Below are 22,243 nucleotides of genomic sequence, written 5' to 3'. Positions count from 1 at the left end.
GCCCGCCTCACAGCCGCACCGCCTTGCCGGTGCGCACGCTTTCATCGGCGGCAAGGCACACGGCCAGCGATTTCACGGCGTCCTCCATGTGGCGGGTGAGGTCGATGTCCTCGCGGATCGCCTTCAGCACGAATGCCTGTTCGAGGTCGCACAGGTCCTGATGGCCGGGCTCGCCTTCCATGGAAAGCAGCCGGTCCTCTTTCACGAACTGCCCCTCCGCGCCGGTGGTGGCGCTGTGCAGGCGTATGGTCGAGGTTTTGGTGTGGGTGTCGATGTCGTCGGATTTCGCGTTCTCGGCCATGACGATCGACACACAGCCGTTCGGCGAGATCACGTCCTTCACGAAGAAGGCGGTCTCCGAAATCATCGGCCCCCAGCCAGCCTCGTACCAGCCCACTGACCCGTCCTCGAACAGCACCTGGAGATGGCCGTAATTGTACATTGAGGGATCGATCTCCCCCGAAAGCCGCACGCCCATGCCGCGCACCTCGACCGGCTCCGCGTCGGTGATCTGGCACATCACGTCCAGATAGTGCACGCCGCAATCGACGATGGGCGAGGTGGTCTTCATGAGTTGCTTGTGCGTCTCCCACGTCGCGCCGGAGGACTGCTGGTTGAGATTCATGCGGAACACATATGGCCCGCCAAGCTCGCGCGCTTCCGCAATCAGCCGCATCCATGATGGGTGGTGACGCAATATGTAGCCGATCACCAGCTTGCGGCCGCTGGCCTTCGCCGCATCCACCACGCGCCGCGCATCGGCCACCGTCGTGGCCAGCGGCTTTTCCACGAAGACATGGCAGCCGGCCTCGATGGCCTGCACGGCGTAGTCGGCATGACTGTCGGAATAGGTGGCGATGCAGGCGAGGTCGGGCTTTTCATCCGCCAGCGCTTCCGCGAAGGAGCGGCGGATCGTCTGGCCGGCAAGGGCTGGCGGCAGTTCGACATCGGAACGGTTGACGAGCGCGGCGATCTCGAAGCCGGGATTGGTCGCATAGGCCAGCGCATGGCTGCGGCCCATATTGCCGAGCCCGGCGACGACGACGCGTATCGGTTTGTCTGCGCTCACTTGACGGCTCCGGAGGTAATGCCGCGGATCAGTTGCCGCGAGAAGATGAGATAGAGGACGAGCACCGGCAGGATCGCCAGCGAAAGCGCGGCCAGCACCGCGTTCCAGTTGGTGACGTACTGGCCGATGAACATCTGTGCGCCGAGCGTGACGGTCTTGGTCGCTTCAGATGGTGCCAGGATCAGCGGGAACCACAGATCGTTCCAGATCGGGATCATGGTGAACACCGCGACCGTCGCCATGGCGGGCCGCACCAGCGGCAACACCAGCCGGAAGAAAATACGGTATTCCGAAAGCCCGTCGATGCGTCCGGCGTTCTTGAGGTCGTCGGAGACGCCGCTCATGAACTCGGTGAGGATGAAGATGGCGAGCGGCAGGCCTTGCGCCGTGTAGACGAGAACCAGCGCCGTCAGCGTGTTCACCAGCCCCGAAGCCACCATCATCTGCAAAATGGCGACGGTGCCGAGGCGGATCGGGATCATGATGCCGAGCGCCAGATAAAGACCCATCAGCCGGTTGCCGCGGAACCGGTATTCCGACAGCGCGAAGGCGGCCATCGCCCCGAACAGGAGCACGAAGAACAGCGAGGCGACGGTGACGATGAAGCTGTTCTGGAAATAGGCGAGGAAATCGCCCTGCGTGAGCACCATACGGTAGCCGACGAGATCGAAGGTTTCCGGCGTTGGCGGCGTCATCGGTGACCCGAAGATCGCCTTGCGCGACTTGAAGGAGTTGATGAGGATCACGAACACCGGAAACAGCGCGATCACCATATAGGCGATCAGGATCGCGTGGGCGGCGGCCGAGCGGGGCAGCGAAGTTGTGGCGCGGTTCATCGTCTTCCCCTCAGAACTGGTAGCGGCGCAGCCGCGTCTGGATGAGGAAGAGATAGAGGCACACGCCGGCCAGGATGATGAGGAACATCATGGTGGCGATGGCCGCGCCCATGTTGCGGTCGCCCACCTGAAGCTGGAAGCCGAAGAAGGCACGATAAAGGAAGGTGCCGAGGATGTCGGTCGAATAGTTCGGGCCCGCTAGCGCGCCCTGCGCCGAGTAGATCAGGTCGAAGGCGTTGAAATTGGCGACGAAGGTCAGCACCGAAATGATGCCGATGGAAGGCAGGATCAGCGGTAGCTTGATCTTCCAGAACTGCGCCATGCCGGTCACGCCGTCGCATTCGGCCGCCTCGATCACCTCGTCGGGAATGGAGAGCAGGGCGGCGTAGATCAGCATCATGGGAATGCCGACGAACTGCCACACCGAGATCAGGCTGAGCGCGGTGAGCGCATATTCCTCCTTGCCGAGCCACGGCGAGAACAGGCTTTTCAGGCCGACCAGATCGAGGAGGTCGGGCGCCACCCCCCAGATCGGCGACAGGATCAGTTTCCAGGCGAAGCCGACGATGACGAAGGACAGGATCGTCGGGATGAAGATGGCGGTGCGGTAGAAGGCGGAAAAGCGCAGCTTCGGGCTGGAAAGCAGCGCCGCCAGCAATACGCCGATCGGGTTCTGCACCAGCATGTGGATGATGAAGAACCACACATTGTTCCAGAGCGCGTTCCAGAAGCCTCTCGACCAGTTGGGATCGCCGAACAGGGTGCGGAAATTGTCGAAGCCCACGAAGCTCTGCCCGCCGGGCGCATTGCGAAACAGCGAAAGTTGCAGCGTGCCGAACAGCGGCAGGATCATGATCGCCGTGTAGACCAGAACGGCCGGGGCCAGAAACACGACGATGTGCCACCGGAAGGGTTTTCTTGACGCTGCTTCTGCCGTCATGAATGCTGTCTCACATGGCTGCCGGATCCGGGGAACATACCCGTTTTGTGGCGCTTGATCTCGGTTTCGCGCGAAAAGTTTCGGGAATCCGCGCCATGCAGGCGACGGTATTGCCGTCTCCCGGCAACAGACCCTCTGCCCTCTCCATCGGGAGGGGGCAGAGGGTGGCGCAACGTTGTGGGACTCACTCGGCCGGCTTGTACCAGCTGTCGAGCCCGGCCTGCAGCTTTTTGCCGGCATCTTCCGGCGTCACCGTGCCGTTGATCACATTGGCCGATTCCACCCAGGTCTCGTTTTCGAGGTTGGGCGTGCCGCGCGACAGGATCTGGTAGGTCGAGCGGATGGTCGACTGGCACTTGTCACGCCAGGAGACGAACTCCTGCGCCAGTGGGTCTTCCATCTTCACCGGCGTCGAGTTCAGGCTGAAGAAGCCGGGCAGGGCGTTGGCGTAGATCTCGGCGAATTCCGGCGAAGCCACCCAGGTGAGGAAGGTTTTCGCGGCTTCCGGGTTCTTGGTGGCGGCGTTCATGCCGATGCCGATATCGGTGTGGTCGGAGATGTAGCAGGTGTCGCCGGCATTCCTGACCGGTGGCGGGAAAGCGCCCATCTCGAAATCGACCTGCGTGTTGAACACCGAAATCTCCCACGAGCCGGCGGGGAAGATGGCGGCGCGGCCGAGCGTGAACAGGTTCTGGCTGTCTGGATAGGTCTGCGCCTCGAAGCCGTCGCCGAGATAGGGCTTCCACTTGGCCAACGTGGCGAACGGCTCGACCCATTGCGGGTCGGTCAGCTTCTGCTCGCCCTTGATGAGCGCTAGGCGGCCTTCCTCGCCATGCCAGTAATTGGGGCCGATATTCTGGTAGCCCATGGTGGCGGCTTCCCACAGGTCCTTGGTGCCCATGGCCATGGGAACGTAGTTGCCGTCTTCCTTGATCTTGTCGAGCGCGGCGAAGAACTCGTCCTCGGTAGCCGGCGGCTCGATACCCAGCTCCGCGAACGCATCCTTGTTGTAGATGAAGCCGTGGATCACCGAGGCCATTGGCACGCAGAAAGTCTGCTCGCCGTCATCCGTGGTCCAGGCCGAGCGGGCGACGTCGGAGAAGTTCTCCATGCCGGACAGGTCGGACAAATCGGCGAGCTTGCCGTTCTTGAACAGGTCGAGCGAGGCGTCGAACGGACGGCAGGTGATGATGTCGCCGGCCGAGCCCGCGTCCAGCTTGGCGTTGAGGGCGGCATTGTATTCGGTCGGAGCCGAAGGCGAGAACACGATCTTGATGTCGGCGTGCTTGGCCTCGAAGGCCGGGATCAGCTTCTCCTGCCAGATGGCGAGGTCGTCGTTGCGCCAGCTTTCGATAGTGAGCGTGGCTTCCTGCGCATGGGCGGCGGCCGAGCACAGGAGGCTCGATCCGAGAAGCGTTGCGGTAAAGAGTTTCATATTCATGCTCGGTCTCCCTGTTGGGCCCTTTCAGGCCTGTTGTGTCGAATGAAGCTGCGCATATGACCGCCAGCGTGCCGGGCCGCGGAAGCCCGGCCTGAACATCTTTCGGATTATGAACAGGTGCGCGGCCATCGGAAAGCCGGTTTCCGTGCGGGCTCGATAGGCGTGCCGGAAAAGGGTATGGCATGCGGACGCCGCCGATGTTCCCGGAAGCCGGTGGTCCGGTGCGCGGTCTTGCTGCGGATATCCATCAATCCTTGTCCTCCCGCTTAAAACGATACCAAAAAAATACCACTTGTCCATATCCATTAACCTTTGACCGGAAAAACAACGAAGTGCGCATAAAAACCCTTGTATTTTAATGAATTGGGTCGTTTTGCTGCCCTTGCGTCAGGCGCCGGAAATTAACACTTGGATATTGGTATTTAAGTGGTATTATAAATTTCGGAGGGTCTAACGTGGATTTCATACTCGGCATCGATGGTGGCGGAACAGGTTGCAGGGCGGCGGTCGCCACTCGCGACGGGCAGGTGTTGGCGCGTGGTGGTTCCGGGGCGGCCAATATCCGCACCGACCTCACCAGCGCCCGCGCCCATATCGTCGAGGCGGCGCGCCGGGCCTTTATCGAGGCCGGCAAGGATCCTGAACTGATCAAGGCCGCTCCGGCGGTGCTGGGGCTCGCCGGGGCCAATGTCGGCACCTATCGCCAGCAGTTGCGGGCCATCCTGCCGTTCCGGGAAAGCCGGGTGGAAAGCGACGCTGAAATTGCGCTGGAAGGGGCGATCGGCGCTGGCGACGGCGCGATCGCCGTGCTTGGCACCGGCAGCGCCTATCGTGTGCGCCGCGGCGGCGTCTCGCGCCCTGTCGGCGGCTGGGGCTTTCAGGTCGGAGATCAGGCCAGCGGCGCGCGCATCGGCCGCGATCTTCTGGAGCAGACCCTGCTCGCCTGTGACGGCATATGCGAGGCCTCGCCGCTGACGCGCGAGATCATGGCCGTCTTCCGCGACAATCCGGAGGATGTGGTGGAATTCACCGTTGCGGCGAAGCCCGGCGATTACGGTGGTTTCGCGCCCAAGGTGTTCGACCATGCGGCGCGGGGCGATGCGGTGGCGCGCCGTATCGTCGACAAGGCGGTGGCCGATGTCGAAGGAGCGCTCGGCGCGCTGGATCTGCGCGAAGGCGATGCGCTTTGCCTTCTCGGCGGGCTGGCGGGTCTTTATGCGCCTCTTCTTGCCCCGCGCTACAGAGCCTTGCTGCGCGAGCCGAAGGGCGATGCGCTGATCGGCGCGGTGCGCATGGCCGCGCGTGTCTTCGGCCATGACGCGGAGGCGGGGGATGGCTGACGGGACCGACAGGCTGTTTGCCGGGATCAAGGAGACGGCGCGCGGCCAGCCGCTTTATTTGCGCCTGCGCCGGGCGATCGAGGAGGCTGTCGAGCGCGGCTGGCTGGGACCCGGCGACGCTCTGCCTTCGGAGCGCGACATCGCCTTGCAGGCCGACATTTCGCGCGTCACCGTGCGCAAGGCCGTGCGCGATCTGGTCGAGAGCGGGGTGCTGGTGCAGCGCCATGGTTCCGGCACGTTCGTGGCCTTGCGCGTCGAACGGGTCCAGCAGTCGCTGTCGCGCCTCACCTCCTTCACCGAGGACATGGCCCGGCGCGGCAAGACTGTGAGCTCGCAATGGCTGGATCGCGGTGTCTTCACGCCCTCGCCGGACGAGATGATGGTGCTCGGTCTTTCGGCCAAGGAGCTGGTGGTGCGAATGGCGCGGCTGCGTATCGCCGATGGAACGCCGCTGGCCATCGAGCGCGCCTGTCTGTCGGCCAGCATGCTGCCTGACCCCGAGCGCATCGGCGCTTCGCTCTATGCGGCGCTGGGCGAGACGGGCTATCGCCCGGTGCGGGCGATGCAGCGCATTTCGGCCGCCAATCTGAGCGGGCAGGATGCGGAATTGCTGAAGGTTCCGGTCGGGGCCGCTGGCCTGCGCATCGAACGCATCTCCTATCTTGCCAGTGGCAGGGTGGTGGAATTCACCCGCTCGATCTATCGCGGCGATGCCTATGATTTCGTGGCGGAGCTGCGCCTGAGCGGCCCTGCGGACGACAGTGGAGCGAATGCATGATGAGGGCCAGGACCCATATGCGAACCGAGATCGAGGAGATACCGCAGGCCGTCGCCCGTTTCCTCGACCGGTCGGACAGCGTGCTTGAAGACGTGGGGCAGGATTTGCGCCGTCGAGCGCCGGGCTTCGTCGTCACCGTGGCGCGCGGTTCGTCAGCGCATGCCGCGACCTATCTGAAATATGCGGTGGAACTGACCGCCGGATTGGCGGTTGCTCCGATCGGGCCTTCCATCGCCTCGATCTATGGAGCGAGGCTGCGTCTCGACCGCGCGGCATGCCTGGCGGTGTCGCAGTCGGGCAAGAGCCCCGACATCGTGGCTCTGGCGGAAAGCGCAGCGGAGCAGGGGGCGGTCACCATCGCCCTCACCAACACGGCGGGTTCGCCGCTGACGGGCGTTTGCGACCACGCCATCGATATCATGGCGGGGCCGGAACTGAGCGTCGCCGCTACAAAGACCTTCGTCAGTTCGGCCGTGGCGGGACTGGCCCTGATGGCGCACGCCGCCGGCGACGAAACGCTTCTGGCTGCGCTTCAGCAACTGCCAAAGTCGCTGGAGCAGGCGGTCGCCTGTGACTGGAGCGCCCTGATCGAGCCGTTCGACAGGCAAAGCTCCCTGTTCATCCTCGGGCGCGGTCCATCGAGCGCCATGGCCAGCGAAGCTGCGCTGAAGTTCAAGGAAACCTGCGGCGTCCATGCCGAAGCCTACAGCGCGGCCGAGGTGATGCACGGGCCGATGGCTATGGTCGGCCCCGGCTTCCCGGTCCTGGCGCTGGCTGCGCGCGACGCCGCCGAGCCGTCGCTGGTCGAGGCGGTCGATGCGCTGGCGGACAAGCAGGCCGCCGCCTTCGCGACCAGTGAGCGGGTGACGAGGGCCGCGCGGTTGCCGTTCGTTTCCACCGGCCACCCGCTGACCGACCCGCTGCCGCTGATTGTGTCGTTCTATGCATTCGTGGAGGCTTTCGCCCGGCACAAGGGCCTCAATCCCGATACGCCCCGCAATCTGCAAAAGGTGACGGAGACGATATGAGCGAACGTTTCGCCCTTTCCGGAGCCAGGATTTTCGACGGCGAGAGCTGGCATGACGAGGCGGCTCTCATTGTAGCCCATGGCGAGATCGAGGCGACTGTGCCGGTCGCTTCCATTCCAGCCGATGTGAAGCGGGTGGATGCCGGCTGCGCCATGCTGGCTCCGGGTTTCATTGACCTGCAGGTCAATGGCGGCGGCGGGGTGATGCTCAACGACCATCCGGACCTCGCCTCCATCGAAACCATCTGCGCCGCTCATGCGCCGTTCGGCACCACGGCCCTGCTGCCCACCCTGATCACCGACACACCGCAGATCACCGCAGCGGCCTTGGAGGCGGGCCGGCAGGCGGCCGCGAAGAAGGTTCCCGGTTTCCTCGGCCTGCATCTGGAAGGCCCGCATCTGTCGCTGGCTCGCAAGGGTGCGCATGATCCGAACCTGATCCGCAAGATGGAGGACGCAGATCTGGAGGCGCTGGTGGGGGCGGTTGACGCCATGCCGGTGCTGCTGACCACGATTGCGCCGGAATCGGTCAGCTCCGGGCAGGTGGAGGCGCTGGCGAAGGCGGGCGTCATCGTCAGCCTCGGCCATTCCGACACCACCTATGCGACGGCCAGCGCCTATGCGAAGGCCGGGGCCACCATAGCCACGCATCTCTTCAACGCCATGAGCCCGCTTGGCAGCCGGGAACCCGGACTTGCCGGCGCGGCCATCGACACGGGCGCTTTGTTCGCCGGGCTGATCGCCGATGGCGTCCATGTCGATCCGGCCACCATGGGTATTGCCTTGCGCGCCAAGCGCGGTCCGGCGAAGGTCTTCCTGGTTACAGACGCCATGGCGACGATCGGCACGCACATGTCCTCGTTCACGCTGAACGGACGCACCATCTACCGCAAGGATGGCAGCCTGCGGCTTGGAGACGGCACGCTGGCCGGCGCCGATCTCGACATGATCTCCGCCGTGCGCTTCATGCACCGCACCATCGGCCTCGAACTGGGTGAAGCCTTGCGCATGGCCTCGACCTATCCGGCGGAAGCGGTCGGGCAGGCGCAGCGCCTCGGCGGGCTGGCGAAGGGCATGCGCGCCAACATCGTCGCCCTGTCCGCCGATCTTGACGTGAGTTCCGTGTGGATCGACGGGGTGCGGGCGTTCAGGGCCTGAGGCGCAAGCCGATTTTACAAGACCGGGGCGCAAGCCGATACAAGACCGGGGCGCAAGCCGATTGGACGAGGCCGGAGCGCGAGCTTATTTGCGGGCCGCGTCCGCCGCCTGCCGGATCGCCTCGATATTGGCGCGGTAAGCGTCCACCGTGCCGCCCTTGAACACGGCCGCGCCCGCCACCAGCACGTTCGCGCCGGCGGCGGCCACCAGCGGTGCGGTTTCCGGCGTGACGCCGCCGTCGATCTGGATGTCGATGGGACGCTCGCCGATCATCGCCTTGACGCGCTTCACCTTCTCCACCACGGCCGGAATGAAGGCCTGCCCGCCGAAACCGGGATTGACGGTCATCAGCAGGATGAGGTCGAGCCGGTCGAGCACATATTCGATGACGTTTTCCGGAGTGCCGGGGTTGAGCGATACGCCGGCCTTCTTGCCGAGATTGCGAATGGTCTGCAGCGAGCGGTCGAGATGCGGACCGGCTTCGGCATGGACGGTGATGCCGTCGCAGCCGGCCTCGGCGAAGGCGGCCAGATAGGGATCGACCGGCGCGATCATCAGATGGGCGTCGAAATAGGCGTCGGTGCGGTTGCGGATGGCCTTGATGATGGGCGCGCCGAAGGTGATGTTAGGCACGAAATGGCCGTCCATCACGTCGAGATGCACCCAGTCCGCGCCGGCTTCGACGATGGCCTCGACCTCGTCGCCGAGCTTTGAGAAATCCGACGACAGAACCGACGGTGCGATCAGGGTCCTTGCGCTCATTCCTTGCACTCCTGCCTGTTGGGTCGAGCCCGAAAATTCTGACCTGCCTATAGCATCGGAACAGGAACGGGAAACCGCTTTTTGAATTTATCCGCGCTTGTTGCGGTCAAATCGCTGCACGGCCTACACAATGCCCAAATCCTGCCATAAGGCTTCGCGCATCGAGATTCGGAGGCGGGATTGTCGAGGTTGGTCGCAGCAGCGCGCTTTTGTGGTGTCGCCGGCATTGGCGTTATGCTGGCGGGGTGCGGCAACTCCCTGACCGAACGTCAGGATCAGGCGGTCGCCTCGGCGCTGCCCTATGACAGCGTGCCCTGCGAGACGCTTTTCATGCATCGTGACGCGCTGGCGGCCCAGTACGGCTTGCCGCAGAACGCCAGGCCCGTTTTCGTCAGGCAGCCCTATGGAATGGGACCGCTGACGCCGGATGTCCGGTCCGAGCGCCGCCGCAAGACCGAGGCCGCGCGCGGCGAGATCGACGCCATGAACCGCTCACTGACGCGCCGCAAATGCGCGGCGCCAACAACAGCGTTTTCTGCTCCCGTCGCGCCTCAATAGCCGGCTTCGCGGTCGATCAGGTTTTCCAGCTCCTCGCCCCGCTCATAGGCGGCCATCTGTTCCAGCATCACCGGCACCAGGTGTCGGGGGTCCGAGGTTGCTGCCGCATGCGGGGTGACGAACACTTTCGGATGGTTCCACAACGGACTGGTTTTCGGCAGCGGCTCGATCTCGAACACGTCGAGGCTCGCTTCCTTGAGCGTTCCGTCGTCGAGCGCGCGCAGAATGTCGGCTTCCTTCTGCAACCGCCCCCGTCCGGCATTGATGAGCACCGAACCGCCCAGCGCGTTGCGCCTGCGCAACTCCTTGAGAAGCTTGTAGTCGATGACGCCGGTCGTCGCCTTCGTCAGCGGCAGGAGGACCACCAGAATGTCGGTGGCGTTGAGGAAAGGCGTCAGTCCCTCCTCGCCCGCATAGGTGTTCACGCCGTCCATTTCGCGCGCCGAGCGTGACCAGCCATTGATGTGAAAACCGAGCGCCATGAGCGCGCTGGCGGCCGCACGCCCCAGATGGCCGAAACCCATGATGCCGACCGAGACGTCGCCGGCGTTACGCTGGTCGATGTCGTGCCAGGCGCGCAGACGCTGCTGCTCGCGATACTGCCGGCCCTGACGATGATGGTCGAGCACGCGCCACACGACATATTCGACCATGTGTCTTGTCAAATCTTCCGCGACCACCCGCACCACCGGAATGTCGGTGGGGATGGTCGCGTCCTCCATGATGTGGTCGACGCCGGCGCCGACCGAGAAGATAACCTTCAGGTTCGGCAGCCCGACAAGCAGGTTTGGCTTCTGCTTCCAAACCACCGCGTAGGTGATGGACGGATCGACGCCAGCCTCGCGCTCCACCGTTACATCCCTTTCGTTGCCGATCAGCTCTTGCCAGCGCTGGGGCTGGAACGCGTTGACCGCAAGCAGAACGCGGCCCTTTCCTGGGTTGCTCAAGATATCCTCCTCGCAATCATTCCGAAACCACGCCTTCGGGAGCGGTTTCGATCCGGAAGGCGGCCGAGATCAGCGCCTTCGTGTAGTCGGTCTGCGGTGCTTCGAAGATCTGCGTCGACGGGCCGGCTTCCACCACCTTGCCGTTGCGCATGACGATCACCTCATTGGCGAGCGCGCGCACCACCTTCAGGTCGTGGCTGATGAACATATAGGCGAGGTTGTGCTTCGCCTGCAGGTCTCGCAGCAGGTCCACCACCTGCGCCTGCACGCTCATGTCGAGCGCCGAGGTCGGCTCGTCCAGCATGACGAAACGCGGCTTCAGGACCATGGCGCGGGCAATTGCGATGCGCTGGCGCTGGCCTCCCGAAAACTCGTGCGGGTAGCGAAAGCGCGTCTCGGGATCGAGGCCGACTTCCTCGAGCACGTCGACCACGCGCTTGTCGCGCTCGTCGGCCGAAAGCTTCGGCTCATGGATCTCCAACCCTTCCTCGATGATCTCCGACACCGACATGCGCGGGCTGAGCGATCCGTAGGGGTCCTGAAACACGATCTGCAATTCGCGCCGCAGGGGGCGCATCTCGCTGAAGGACAGCGCATCGATGTCGCGGCCGTCGAAGCGGATCTTGCCGGTGGACGAGATCATGCGCGCCAGCGCCAGGCCGAGCGTGGTCTTGCCGGAGCCGGATTCGCCGACGATGCCCAGCGTCTGGCCTTCGCGCACGGTCACGTCGATGCCGTCCACGGCCTTCACATGGTCCACCGTCTTGCGGAAGAAGCCCTGTTTGATCGGGAACCAGACCTTCACGTCCTCGCCGCGCATCACAGGTTTTGCGTGCGGATCTGCGGCGGGCGGCCTTCCCTTGGGTTCGGCGGCCAGAAGATGACGGGTGTATTCATGCTGCGGATTGGCGAAGATCTCCTTCGTCGGCCCGGTTTCGACCACCTTGCCCTTTGTCATCACGCAGACCCGGTCAGCGATCTTGCGCACGATGCCGAGGTCGTGGGTGATGAACAGCATGGACATGCCGTTCTTTTTCTTCAGGGAATCGAGAAGAAGAAGAATTTGCGCCTGAACCGTCACGTCGAGCGCCGTGGTCGGCTCGTCCGCGATCAGCAGTTCGGGTTCGTTGGCGAGCGCCATCGCGATCATGACGCGCTGCCGCTGCCCGCCCGAGAGCTGGTGCGGATAGGCGGAAAGGCGCTTTTCCGGTTCGCGGATGCCGACCTCGTGGAGCAGGTCGAGGGTGCGCTTGCGCGCCTGGCCGTCGCTCATGCCGCGATGCAGCTTCAGCACCTCGACGATTTGCTGCTCGATCGTGTGCAGCGGATTGAGCGAGGTCATCGGCTCCTGGAAGATCATGGTGATCTTGTTGCCACGCACCTTGCGCAAGGCGTTCTCACCAAGCCGCATCAGGTCCTGCCCGCCAAACAGGATTTCTCCCGACGGGTGGCTAGCGGGCGGATAGGGCAGCAGTTTCAGCACCGACAGGGCCGACACGGACTTGCCAGAGCCGGATTCGCCGACCAGCGCCAGCGTCTCGCCCTTGGCGATGTCGAACGAAACATGATCCACGGCGAGCGAGGTCTTGCCGTTGGCCGAGAAGGCGACCGAGAGGTCGCGGACGGAAAGGAGGGGCGTGCTCACCTGAAGGTCTTCCTCGGGTCGAAGGCGTCGCGCGTGGCCTCTCCGATGAAGATCAGAAGCGACAGCATGATCGAAAGCGTGACGAAGCCGGTGATGCCGAGCCATGGCGCATTGAGATAGCGCTGGCCCTGCTTGAGCATCTCGCCCAGCGAAGCCGAGCCCGGCGGCAGGCCGAAGCCGAGGAAGTCCAGCGAGGTCAGCGTCGAGATAGATCCGTTGAGGATGAAGGGCAGGAAGGTCAGCGTCGCCACCATGGCGTTGGGCAACAGGTGACGAAACATGATGGTGCGGTTGGAGACGCCGAGCGCGCGGGCCGCGTTCACATATTCGAAGTTGCGCGCGCGCAGGAACTCAGCCCGCACCACGCCGACGAACGCCACCCATGAAAACAGCAGCATGAGGCCAAGCAGGATGAAGAAGCCGGGCGGCAGGACCGCCGCCACGATCAGCAGCAGGTAGAGCACGGGAATGGCCGACCAGATTTCGATGAAACGCTGGAACAGGAGGTCCACCCAGCCGCCGAAATAGCCCTGCACGGCTCCGGCCGAGACGCCGATCACGGCCGAGCCCAGCGTCAGCGTCAGCCCGAACAGCACCGATACGCGGAAACCGTAGATGACGCGCGCCAGCACGTCGCGGGCCTGATCGTCGGTGCCCAGCCAGTTCCAGTTGCCCGTGATGCAGTCGGGATCGGCCGCGCCCTGCGGATATTGTCCGCAGCGGGTGGCCGCATCGTAGCGCCATGAAGGCTTGGAGGGAGCGGCCTGTGGCACCGCATTGTTGACGGTGCGGTAGGAATAGCGGATCGGCGGCCAGATCATCCACCCGTTGGCCTCGATCTCGTCGCGGATCACCGGGTCGCGATAGTCGGTGACGGCATAGAATCCGCCGAATTTTTCTTCCGGATAGGCGACGAGGACCGGAAACAGGATCTCGCCCTTGTAGGAGGCTATGACCGGCTTGTCGTTGGCGATGAACTCGGCGAACAGCGAAGCGATGAACAGGAAAAGGAAAATCCACAACGACCAGTAGCCGCGCCGGTTGGCCTTGAAATTGGCCCAGCGCCGCTGGTTGAGTGGCGAGAGCCATGGCCTGCGCCTTCTGGCGGGAGCGGATTGCGCGTTGGTCTTCATCACCGCATCCGCCATCACACGTCCCTCCGCTCGAAGTCGATGCGGGGATCGATCCATGTGTAGGTGAGGTCGGAAATGAGGCTGACGAACAGGCCGATCAGCGAGAAAATATAGAGATTTGCGAAGACCACGGGATAGTCGCGGTCCACCACCGATTTGAAACCGAGGAGCCCCAGCCCGTCCAGAGAGAAGATGTTCTCGATCAGCAGCGAGCCGGTGAAGAAGGCGGAGATGAAGGCGCCGGGGAAGCCGGCGATGACGATCAGCATGGCGTTGCGGAACACGTGGCCATACAGCACGCGATGCTCGGAAAGCCCCTTGGCGCGCGCCGTCACCACATATTGCTTGCGGATTTCATCGAGGAAGGAGTTCTTGGTCAGCAGCGTGCTGGTGGCGAAGGCCGACAGCACCATGGCCGTCAGCGGCAGGGTGAGATGCCAGAAATAGTCGATGATACGGTCGGGCCAGGACATCTGCGACCAGTTGTCGGAGGTCAGGCCACGCAGCGGAAACCAGTCGTAAAAGGAGCCGCCGGCGAACAGGACCATCAACAGGATGGCGAACAGGAAGCCGGGAATGGCATAGCCGACGATGACGATGGCGCTGGTCCATGTATCGAAGGCCGAGCCGTCCTTCACCGCCTTGCGGATGCCGAGCGGGATGGAGATCATGTAGGAAATCAACGTGATCCATAAACCCAGCGAGATCGACACCGGCATTTTTTCCAGGATCAGGTCGATTACCGATATGTCGCGGAAATAACTCTCGCCGAAATCGAAGCGGGCGTAGTTCCACAGCATCAGGCCGAAGCGTTCGAGCGCGGGCTTGTCGAAGCCGAACTGCTGTTCGAGCTTGGCGATGAATTCGGGATCGAGCCCCTGCGCGCCGCGATATTTGGTGGAGATGGCGCCGCCGCCCGCCTCGAAGCCGCCGGCCGCGCCCATGTCGCCTCCGCCACCGGAGCCGAGCCGGTCGCTGGAATCGCCGCCCTGACCGGTCAGGCGCGCGATGACCTGCTCGACCGGCCCGCCGGGGGCGAACTGGATGACGACGAAGGAGATCGCCATAATGCCGAAAAGCGTCGGGATCATCAAAAGCAGCCGGCGCAGGATATAGGCACCCATCAGGCGCTTCTCCTCGTTGTTGAACCGTCAGCCCTTGCCAATCTTCGCAGCCTTCCCAGCATCGAACCACCACAGCGTCTCCACCGGGAACCCGTAGTCGGGCATCGGCTCGGGGAAGCCGAACATGTCCCAACAGGCGACCCGGTGATTCGCCAGATAGTATGTTGGAATCCAGTCGAGCCTTGCGCGCAAGACCCGGTCGAGCGCGCGCAGCGCCACAATCAGGTCGGCGCGGCTCCGGGCGTGGCCTGCCGCCTCCACCAGCGCGTCGATCGCCGGGCTCTTCGTGCCCGCATAGTTGCGGGTTCCCGGCCGGTCGGCTGCGCGCGAATGATAGATCGTCTCCAGCCCGGCGAACGCCGGCGTCGCGCCGATCTGAAACGCCAAGAGGATCATGTCGAAGTCGAAATCGGTCTGCCTCGCCTGATACTGGGCCGCATCCACCACGCGCACCGAGGCGTCGACGCCTACGGATTTCATGTTTTCCGCCCAGGGCAGGAAGATGCGCGCCAGTGAATCGTCATTGGCCAGCATCTCGGCCTTAAGCCGCTCGCCCCTGTCGTTGACGACGAACTGGCCCGATCGCTTCCAGCCGGCGTCGCCGAGCAGTTTCGCCGCCTGCCCGAGCATCTTGCGGTCGCGTCCGGAGCCGTCGGAAACCGGCTGCATGGCCGGCTCGGCGAAAACCTCCGGCGGAAGTTCGTCGCGGAAGGGCTTCAGCAGCGCGAGTTCCTGTGGGGATGGCAGGCCCTCCGCCTTGAAGTCGGACTTTTCGAAATTGGACTGCGAGCGGTCGTAAGATCCGGAAAACAGCGTGCGTTTCGTCCACTCGAAATCGAAGCACATGGCGATGGCCCGGCGCACGCGGATGTCGCGGAACTGCGCGCGCCGCTGGTTGAGCGCCATGGCCTGCATGGCCGGCCATTTCTCGCCGGGGAATTCGCGCTTGATGACGCGGCCACCGGCGATGGCCGGAAAATTATACTCCGAAACCCAGGTCCGCGCCGTGAACTCCTCGCGAAAATGGGTGTCGCCTTTCTTGAACGCCTCGAAGGCGGCGTTGCGGTCGCGGTAGAAATCGATGCGGATGCGGTCGAAATTGTAGTGGCCGCGATTGACCGGCAGGTCGCCGCCCCAATAGTCGGGCGCCCGCTCATACTCGATGAACTGGCCTGCCGTCACCCGTCCCACCTTGTAGGGGCCGGAGCCGAGCGGCGGCGCCATGCGCCCGGCCTCGAACTCGTTTTGCGTATAGTAGGTTCTCGACAGAATCGGCATTTCGGCCACCGTCAGGATGGCCTGTGGCGGCTGTTTGCCGGTGAAGGTCAGCCGCACAGTGTGCGTGTCCAGCGCTTCGGCGGCGGCCATCTCGACAAGCGGCAACGCCAGTTGCGGGTGTCCCTTGTCCTTGTAGAGCAGAAGGGTGAAGGCCACATCCGCGGCCGTCAGCGGGGACCCGTCATGCCAGCGGGCTTGCCTGCGCAGGTAGAAATCGAAGCTGTTGCGATCCTCAGAGATGGTGACGGCCTCGGCCAGCAACCCGTAGAGAGCGTCGGGCTCGTCCAGAGCGCGGGCCATCAGCGCATCGAAGCAGAACTCCATGCGCGGCGGCGCGTCACCGCGCAGGGTGAAGGAGTTGAGCGTGTTGAAGGTAAAAGGGCTCTGGTTGTACGCCCAGTTCGGGGGCGGGAAGTTGAATGTTCCGCCCTTTGGCGCATCGACGTTCACATAGTCGAAATGGGTGAAGCCAGCCGGGTATTTCAGTTCGCCGAAGGCGGACAGCCCGTGCAGCTTCCGGCCTGTCGGATTGTCGGCGAAGGTCCGGCCGGACAGAAGCGGCAGCGTGGCCGCCGCGCCGCCGAGGATGAGGAAATCGCGGCGGGAGAAGGCGGTCATCAGTTCGCGCTCTGGTGTTTTGCCGCCAGCGCCTTTTCCTTTTCCGGATCGATCCACCAGGAATCGATGTCGGCTCCGATATATTCGGGCTGCTTTTCCGGCATGCCGAACTTGTTCCAGTAGGCGAGCCACACATCCGGCCGGGTGAATTGCGGCACCACGTAATAATTCCACAGCAACACGCGATCAAGCGCGCGGGTGGCTGCGATCAGGTCGTCGCGGTCGCTGGCGAAGATCACACGGTCGACCAGCGCGTCGATCACCGGGTCCTTTATGCCGGAATAGTTGCGCGAGCCGGGGGTCTCCGCTGCACGCGCGCTCCAGTAGTCGCGCTGCTCGTTGCCGGGCGAATCCGACTGCGGCAGAACCATGGTGATCATGTCATAGTCGAAATCGTTCACCCGGTTGATGTACTGGCTGGTGTCGACGATGCGCAGCGTGGCGGTGACGCCAATCTTGCGCAGCATCTCGATGAAGGGGCTGATCGTCGGTTCGGCGTCCTGCCGCGTTTCGAGAATTTCGAAGCTGAACGGCTTTCCGGTTTCGACATTGACCATCCTGCCGTCGCGGATTTCCCAGCCGGCCTGTTTGAACAGCGCCACCGCGTCGCGCAGGATCTGGCGTTCGGCCTGCGGAGTGTCGAAGCGGGGCAGGGCGAATTCCTTCGTGAACAGCTCAGGCGGCAGCTTGTCACGATATTTTTCGAGAATTTCCAGTTCCTTGCCTTGCGGCAGTCCGCCCGAGGCGAAATCGCTGCCCATGAAATAGCTGTTGATGCGCGTGTTCAGTCCAAAGGACTGGGTGCGGTTTATGGTGTCGAAATCGAAAGCGTAGGACAGCGCCTCACGCACGCTCCGGTCCTGGAAGAGGGGGCGGCGCGTGTTCATGATGAAGCCCTGCATATTGGCGCGGGCGTTCGACTTGAATTCCTTCCTGATCACGTCGCCGGATTTCACCGCCGGGAAATCGTAGACCGTCATCCAGCGTCGCGCGCTGTTTTCGGAATTGACGTCCTCGAAGCCGCCCTTGGTGAAGGCTTGCCAGGCCGCGTTGTTGTCGAGGAAATAGCGATAGCGGCGTATGTCGAAATTCTCGCGGCCGACCTTTACCGGCAGCTTCGCGGCCCAATAGTCGGGCACGCGCTCCCATATGATTTCCGCCCCCGGCTTGAAGCTTTTGATGCGGTAGGCCGCCGAGCCGAGCGGCGGTTCCAGCGTCGAGCGGGTGATGTCGCGCTTGTTGCCCTTGGCGTCGGCGCCCTCCCACCAGTGTTTCGGCAGCACTGCGAGGTCGCCCATGATCTTCGGCAGTTCGCGATTGCCCTTCTGGTCGAAACGGAACTCGACTTCGCGGTCGGAGATCTTCACAGCTTCGGTGACGTTCTCGTAATAGCGGTTGTACATCGGGCTGTTGGCCTTCAGTGTCTGGAACGACCAGATCACGTCCTCGGCGGTGATCGGCTGGCCGTCATGCCAGCGCGCGCGCGGATCGAGTCGGTAGGTGGCGGTGGAGAAATCGTCCGGATATTTGTAGGCCTCCGCCACCAGCGGATGGCTGACGCTGCCCTCGTCGGTGGCCTGCTCCATCAGCGTGTCGTAGAGCAGCCCGCCGCCGAACTGAACAAGGCCGGCTGCTGGCGTGCCCTGCACGATGTAGGGGTTGAAGCTGTCGAACGTGCCGAGAACCGTGGAGTTCAGCGTGCCGCCCTTGGGCGCATCGGGGTTCACGTAATCGTAGCGCTCGAAGTTCTCGCCATATTTGGAGCCGCCGACGAGCGAGGAGGAGGTGTGCCATTCATCCGCCCGGGCGTCGTGGACGCCGAGCGCCAGAACGGCGCAGACCAAGCCCGAAACAAGCCCTGGAACCAGCATTGCCGACATCGACGCCCTGAGATGGTGAATGTTCATTCCGGTCCTTTCGCTAGCGCATTTTCCGCTTTCCCAAATCACGAAAACGCTTCCAACCCTTTGTTTCGACGCAATCCCGAACGCAAAACCGGGTCGCATTCCTGCTGGATTGCCCCAGGTGCAGGCATGCGCCGCGCCGGGCAATGTACTGGATTCCCGTCAGGAGGGAATCGGATTGTGGCGATAATGCCGCACCCGGTCCACAGTAACAAAAAAGCCGGGCTGAACCCGGCTTTTTCAAGGATGTGCAGATTACGATTTCGTTATTCGGCGGGCTGTTCAGCCGGCTGCTCCTCGCTGGGCGCCGCTTCGCCGGCGGGAGCCTGTTCGACAGGCGCGGCATCGGCGGGAGCCGCTTCAGGGGCGGCGTCTTCGGTGGCTTCACCTTCCGGCGCGGCGGTGCCGGCTTCAGGCAGCGGAACCGGGCTGTCGGCCTGTTCGCGCATATAGGCGATCAGGTTGGCGCGCTCGTCGTCCTTCTTGAGGCCGGCGAAACCCATGGCGGTGCCCCTCACGAAGCCCTTAGGGGAGATGAGGAAGTGGTCGAGATTGTCGAAGGTCCACTTCTCCTCGCCGCCCTTGGCGAATTCCTTCATGGCGCCGGAATAGGCGAAGCCTTCATGTGAGGCGACGGGACGGTCGACAATGGCCCACAGGTCCGGACCGACCTTGTTGGGGCCGCCCTTTTCGATCGAGTGGCAGGCCGCGCACTTCTTGAACACGGCCTCGCCGGCCTTGGCGTCGGCATTGGCGAGAAGGTCGGCGATCGGCACCGCTTCGGCCGCGCCGCCAGCGGCCGCGCCCGCGTCGCCTTCCGCGACCTCGATGACAAAGCCGGGCTTTTCGGGAGCGTGCGTGGCGAAAAGCGAATTGGAAACGATGCCGACCGAGAAAACGACAAAAACAGTACCGAGCAGACCGCCCAGGACCTTGTTGACCTCGAATGAATCCATACGCCCCAGACTCCCTTTTCCGGCGGACCTTCCTGTCCTCCGTCCGTCGGTAACATCCATGCTGCCCCGAAAAACGCAGAGCGGCCAAATCGCGCGGAAACTAGGTCTTTTGCTCGGCTCTTGCAACACCTATAAGAGCGCTTCCAGTGAGACCTTTTGACACTTTTCACCAGCCTTTTCACTTCGCCCGGCGCTCATGACCACACTCGTTCTCATCCCGGCCCGCATGGCCTCCACCCGCTTGCCGGGCAAACCGCTGGCCGACATAGCCGGCATGCCGATGATCGTGCATGTGGCGCGCCGCGCCGCCGAAACAGGGCTCGGCCGTGTCGTCGTGGCCACGGACACGGACGAAATCGCACAGGCCGTCAAGGCTCATGGCTTCGAGACGGTGATGACCCGGGCCGACCATGAATCGGGTTCGGATCGCATATTCGAGGCGCTGGCGGCGCTCGATCCACAGGCGAAGGTCGAGACGGTGGTCAATATCCAGGGGGATCTGCCGACGCTCGATCCCGGCATCGTCGCCGCCGCGCTGCGCCCGTTCGAGGACCCGTCGGTGGACATCGCCACGCTGGGCGTCGAAATCGTGCGCGAGGAGGAAAAGACCAATCCCGCCGTCGTCAAGATCGTGGGGTCGCCCTTGTCCGGGACGCGCATGCGGGCGCTCTACTTCACCCGTTGCACCGCGCCATGGGGCGAAGGCCCGCTCTACCACCATGTCGGGCTCTACGCTTACCGGCGCGCCGCTCTGGAGCGTTTCGTGGCGCTGGGGCCCTCGGCGCTGGAGAAGCGCGAGAAGCTTGAGCAGCTGCGTGCGCTGGAAGCCGGCATGCGCATCGACGTCGAGATCGTCAATTCCGTTCCGCTGGGCGTCGACACGCCCGAAGATCTGGAACGCGCCAGAACCATTCTTTCCAGCTGACAGGGCTCAAAATGCCAGAAAAGACCAACAGAATAGCCTTCCAGGGTGAGCCGGGCGCCAATTCGGACACCGCCTGCCGCAACGTCTATCCGGCCATGGAGCCGTTGCCGTGCCCGACCTTCGAAGACGCCTTCAACGCGGTGGAAACCGGCAAGGCGGATCTCGCCATGATTCCGATCGAGAACACCATCGCCGGCCGGGTGGCGGATATCCACCATCTGCTGCCCGAATCGAAGCTGCATATCGTGGGCGAATATTTCCTGCCGATCCACTTCCAGCTCATGGTGCTGCCGGGCGTGCGGCGCGATGAGATAAGCACCGTGCACAGCCATATCCATGCGCTTGGCCAGTGCCGTAAATACACCCGCAAGAACGGCTGGAAGCCGATGGTGGCCGGCGACACGGCCGGCGCCGCCAAGCTGGTGGCGGAAACGCAGGACCGCACCATGGCGGCCCTTGCGCCGCGTCTGGCGGCCGACCTCTACGGTCTCGACATCATCGAGGAGAATGTCGAGGACACCGAAAACAACATCACCCGCTTCGTGGTGCTGTCCAGGACAAAGAGCTGGGCGGAACGCCGTGACGGCCTGCCGATGGTCACGACTTTCGTCTTTCGCGTACGCAACGTGCCGGCCGCGCTTTACAAGGCCATGGGCGGCTTCGCCACCAACGGCGTCAACATGACCAAGCTGGAGAGCTATCAGCTGGGCGCTTTCACCGCCACGCAGTTCTACGCCGACGTGGAAGGCCATCCCGACGACCGGAGCCTGAAGAACGCTCTTGAAGAGCTGCGCTTCTTCTCGAAGGAAGTGCGTATTCTGGGCGTTTATCCGGCCAACGAATTCCGCGCCACGCAAGACGCCGACGCCTGACGGATTCCAAGCCGCTTCGAATACCAGCGGTCGGCATAGGGGTTGTCGTTGAAGCGGGCGACTTCCCCGTAGCCTTCCCGTTCGTAGAGGGACTGCGCTTCGGTGAGCGCGCGATTGGTGTCGAGACACGCCGTGCGTGCGCCCAGATCCCAAGCGATCGCCTCAAGCCGGCGCAGCATCCGCACCGCGAGGCCCATGCCGCGCGCTTGCGGTGAAACCCACATGCGCTTGATCTCGGCCGTCTCATCGTCGAGCAGGCGAACCGCGCCGCAGCCGATCGGAACGCCGTCAAGCCGGGCAAGCAGGAAAGCGCCGCGCGGGCGGGTGAACTCGCCACCGCTCGCCGTGCTTCCCTTTGCCGTGTCGAAGCCGTTTTCGAAGCGCGAAGCCACTTCGCCGACATAGAGTTCGAGGCAATGTCTTGCATCGGCGCTGTCGGGGTCTTCCTCGTCGATGGCGATGGAGGCGGCGGCCATCAGGCGCTCGACCTCGGCCATGGCGCCGACCATCCGCTCCTGCGCGGCCGGCGAAAGCGGCTCCAGCAGAGAATGCGCCTGATCGTCCGAGAGCGCGTCATAGGCGGCGTGCTCCGCAAGACCCTGTTCGGTCAGCACCGCGTATCTCGCGCGGGCATCGCTCTCCTGTGCGCCGACCGCAACGAGCCCCTGCGCCTCCAGCGAACGCAGCATCCGGCTGAGATAGCCGGAGTCGAGCCCAAGTCGCTGGCGCAGCGCGCCGAGCGCTATGCCTTCCGGTCCGATTTCGAACAGAAGCCGGGCCTCGCCGAGCGGCCTGCCACGGCTGAGATAGCTTTCCTCCAGCGCCCCGACGCGGCGGGTCACGGCGCGGTTGAAGCTGCGGATTTGAGCGACCTTGGTATTTTTCATCGCCTGACTTTAGTCAGACATTCATAGGGAGGCAATATTTATCTG

The 22,243-nt window shown here is 63.6% G+C and carries 20 protein-coding genes; 7 read left to right on the top strand and 13 right to left on the bottom strand.

The window, feature by feature from the left end:
• Nucleotides 1-7 precede the first annotated feature (7 nt).
• The 4 genes from ABID44_RS12570 to ABID44_RS12555 all read right to left on the bottom strand — a co-directional run bounded on the left by ABID44_RS12570 (nucleotide 8) and on the right by ABID44_RS12555 (nucleotide 4,286).
• Nucleotides 8-1,069 (bottom strand): Gfo/Idh/MocA family protein, encoded by a 1,062-nt coding sequence (locus tag ABID44_RS12570; RefSeq protein WP_354152054.1) that lies wholly within the window; start codon nucleotides 1,067-1,069, stop codon nucleotides 8-10.
• On the bottom strand, nucleotides 1,066-1,905 hold the full coding sequence (locus tag ABID44_RS12565) for a carbohydrate ABC transporter permease (RefSeq protein WP_354152053.1): 840 nt from the start codon (nucleotides 1,903-1,905) through the stop codon (nucleotides 1,066-1,068). Before ABID44_RS12565 ends, ABID44_RS12570 begins: the two co-directional genes overlap by 4 nt.
• 10 nt (nucleotides 1,906-1,915) lie before the next feature.
• Nucleotides 1,916-2,845, bottom strand: a complete 930-nt coding sequence (locus tag ABID44_RS12560) for a carbohydrate ABC transporter permease (RefSeq protein ID WP_354152052.1) — start codon at nucleotides 2,843-2,845, stop codon at nucleotides 1,916-1,918.
• A gap of 184 nt (nucleotides 2,846-3,029) precedes the next feature.
• On the bottom strand, nucleotides 3,030-4,286 hold the full coding sequence (locus tag ABID44_RS12555) for an ABC transporter substrate-binding protein (protein ID WP_354152051.1): 1,257 nt from the start codon (nucleotides 4,284-4,286) through the stop codon (nucleotides 3,030-3,032).
• Nucleotides 4,287-4,741: 455 nt separating this feature from the next.
• On the opposite strand from ABID44_RS12555, the gene ABID44_RS12550 reads away from it, so the two are divergent.
• The 4 genes from ABID44_RS12550 to nagA are packed head-to-tail and all read left to right on the top strand — an operon-like array spanning nucleotide 4,742 to nucleotide 8,589.
• Nucleotides 4,742-5,626, top strand: coding sequence for a glucosamine kinase nucleotide-binding domain-containing protein (locus tag ABID44_RS12550; RefSeq protein ID WP_354152050.1), 885 nt, complete (start codon nucleotides 4,742-4,744; stop codon nucleotides 5,624-5,626).
• Nucleotides 5,619-6,404, top strand: a complete 786-nt coding sequence (locus tag ABID44_RS12545; protein WP_354152049.1) for a GntR family transcriptional regulator — start codon at nucleotides 5,619-5,621, stop codon at nucleotides 6,402-6,404. Before ABID44_RS12550 ends, ABID44_RS12545 begins: the two co-directional genes overlap by 8 nt.
• Entirely contained in the window at nucleotides 6,401-7,432 is a 1,032-nt protein-coding gene (locus ABID44_RS12540) for an SIS domain-containing protein (RefSeq protein WP_354152048.1), read from the top strand. The genes ABID44_RS12545 and ABID44_RS12540 overlap by 4 nt, the downstream gene beginning before the upstream one ends.
• On the top strand, nucleotides 7,429-8,589 hold the full coding sequence (nagA, locus tag ABID44_RS12535; protein ID WP_354152047.1) for an N-acetylglucosamine-6-phosphate deacetylase: 1,161 nt from the start codon (nucleotides 7,429-7,431) through the stop codon (nucleotides 8,587-8,589). The genes ABID44_RS12540 and nagA overlap by 4 nt, the downstream gene beginning before the upstream one ends.
• Nucleotides 8,590-8,673: 84 nt before the next feature.
• Here nagA and rpe read toward each other — a convergent pair whose 3' ends face one another.
• Entirely contained in the window at nucleotides 8,674-9,351 is a 678-nt protein-coding gene (gene rpe / locus ABID44_RS12530) for a ribulose-phosphate 3-epimerase (protein ID WP_354152046.1), read from the bottom strand.
• Nucleotides 9,352-9,531: 180 nt separating this feature from the next.
• Here rpe and ABID44_RS12525 point away from each other — a divergent pair, with 180 nt between their 5' ends.
• Complete coding sequence (locus ABID44_RS12525; RefSeq protein ID WP_354152045.1) at nucleotides 9,532-9,909, top strand: hypothetical protein; 378 nt, start codon at nucleotides 9,532-9,534, stop codon at nucleotides 9,907-9,909.
• On the opposite strand, the gene ABID44_RS12520 is transcribed toward ABID44_RS12525, so the two are convergent.
• The 7 genes from ABID44_RS12520 to ABID44_RS12490 all read right to left on the bottom strand — a co-directional run bounded on the left by ABID44_RS12520 (nucleotide 9,903) and on the right by ABID44_RS12490 (nucleotide 19,514).
• A complete protein-coding gene (locus ABID44_RS12520) occupies nucleotides 9,903-10,856 on the bottom strand; it encodes a 2-hydroxyacid dehydrogenase (protein WP_354152044.1) in 954 nt (317 codons plus the stop codon). The genes ABID44_RS12525 and ABID44_RS12520 overlap by 7 nt on opposite strands.
• A gap of 16 nt (nucleotides 10,857-10,872) precedes the next feature.
• A complete protein-coding gene (locus ABID44_RS12515) occupies nucleotides 10,873-12,501 on the bottom strand; it encodes an ABC transporter ATP-binding protein (RefSeq protein ID WP_354152043.1) in 1,629 nt (542 codons plus the stop codon).
• Nucleotides 12,498-13,649, bottom strand: a complete 1,152-nt coding sequence (locus ABID44_RS12510; protein ID WP_354152042.1) for an ABC transporter permease — start codon at nucleotides 13,647-13,649, stop codon at nucleotides 12,498-12,500. The genes ABID44_RS12515 and ABID44_RS12510 overlap by 4 nt, the downstream gene beginning before the upstream one ends.
• Nucleotides 13,649-14,758, bottom strand: coding sequence for a microcin C ABC transporter permease YejB (locus ABID44_RS12505; RefSeq protein ID WP_354152041.1), 1,110 nt, complete (start codon nucleotides 14,756-14,758; stop codon nucleotides 13,649-13,651). The genes ABID44_RS12510 and ABID44_RS12505 overlap by 1 nt, the downstream gene beginning before the upstream one ends.
• A 27-nt stretch (nucleotides 14,759-14,785) precedes the next feature.
• The gene (locus ABID44_RS12500) at nucleotides 14,786-16,654 is read right to left on the bottom strand and encodes an extracellular solute-binding protein (protein ID WP_354152040.1); all 1,869 of its coding nucleotides are present in this window, start codon (nucleotides 16,652-16,654) and stop codon (nucleotides 14,786-14,788) included.
• Nucleotides 16,654-18,561 (bottom strand): extracellular solute-binding protein, encoded by a 1,908-nt coding sequence (locus ABID44_RS12495; RefSeq protein ID WP_354152039.1) that lies wholly within the window; start codon nucleotides 18,559-18,561, stop codon nucleotides 16,654-16,656. The genes ABID44_RS12500 and ABID44_RS12495 overlap by 1 nt, the downstream gene beginning before the upstream one ends.
• Nucleotides 18,562-18,824: 263 nt before the next feature.
• Complete coding sequence (locus ABID44_RS12490; protein ID WP_354152038.1) at nucleotides 18,825-19,514, bottom strand: c-type cytochrome; 690 nt, start codon at nucleotides 19,512-19,514, stop codon at nucleotides 18,825-18,827.
• A 196-nt stretch (nucleotides 19,515-19,710) separates the two neighbouring features.
• Between ABID44_RS12490 and ABID44_RS12485 the strand changes: the two genes are divergently transcribed.
• Together ABID44_RS12485 and ABID44_RS12480 are read left to right on the top strand one after the other, a co-directional pair.
• Entirely contained in the window at nucleotides 19,711-20,439 is a 729-nt protein-coding gene (locus ABID44_RS12485) for a 3-deoxy-manno-octulosonate cytidylyltransferase (RefSeq protein WP_354152037.1), read from the top strand.
• An 11-nt stretch (nucleotides 20,440-20,450) separates the two neighbouring features.
• Entirely contained in the window at nucleotides 20,451-21,311 is an 861-nt protein-coding gene (locus ABID44_RS12480; RefSeq protein ID WP_354152036.1) for a prephenate dehydratase, read from the top strand.
• Here ABID44_RS12480 and ABID44_RS12475 read toward each other — a convergent pair.
• Complete coding sequence (locus ABID44_RS12475) at nucleotides 21,266-22,198, bottom strand: bifunctional helix-turn-helix transcriptional regulator/GNAT family N-acetyltransferase (RefSeq protein WP_354152035.1); 933 nt, start codon at nucleotides 22,196-22,198, stop codon at nucleotides 21,266-21,268. The two genes, ABID44_RS12480 and ABID44_RS12475, sit on opposite strands and share 46 nt — an antisense overlap.
• Between the last annotated feature and the right edge of the window lie 45 nt (nucleotides 22,199-22,243).

The organism is Aquamicrobium ahrensii, assembly GCF_040545755.1.
Taxonomy (GTDB): domain Bacteria; phylum Pseudomonadota; class Alphaproteobacteria; order Rhizobiales; family Rhizobiaceae; genus Mesorhizobium; species Mesorhizobium ahrensii.
This window is presented reverse-complemented; position numbering and strand designations above follow the sequence as displayed.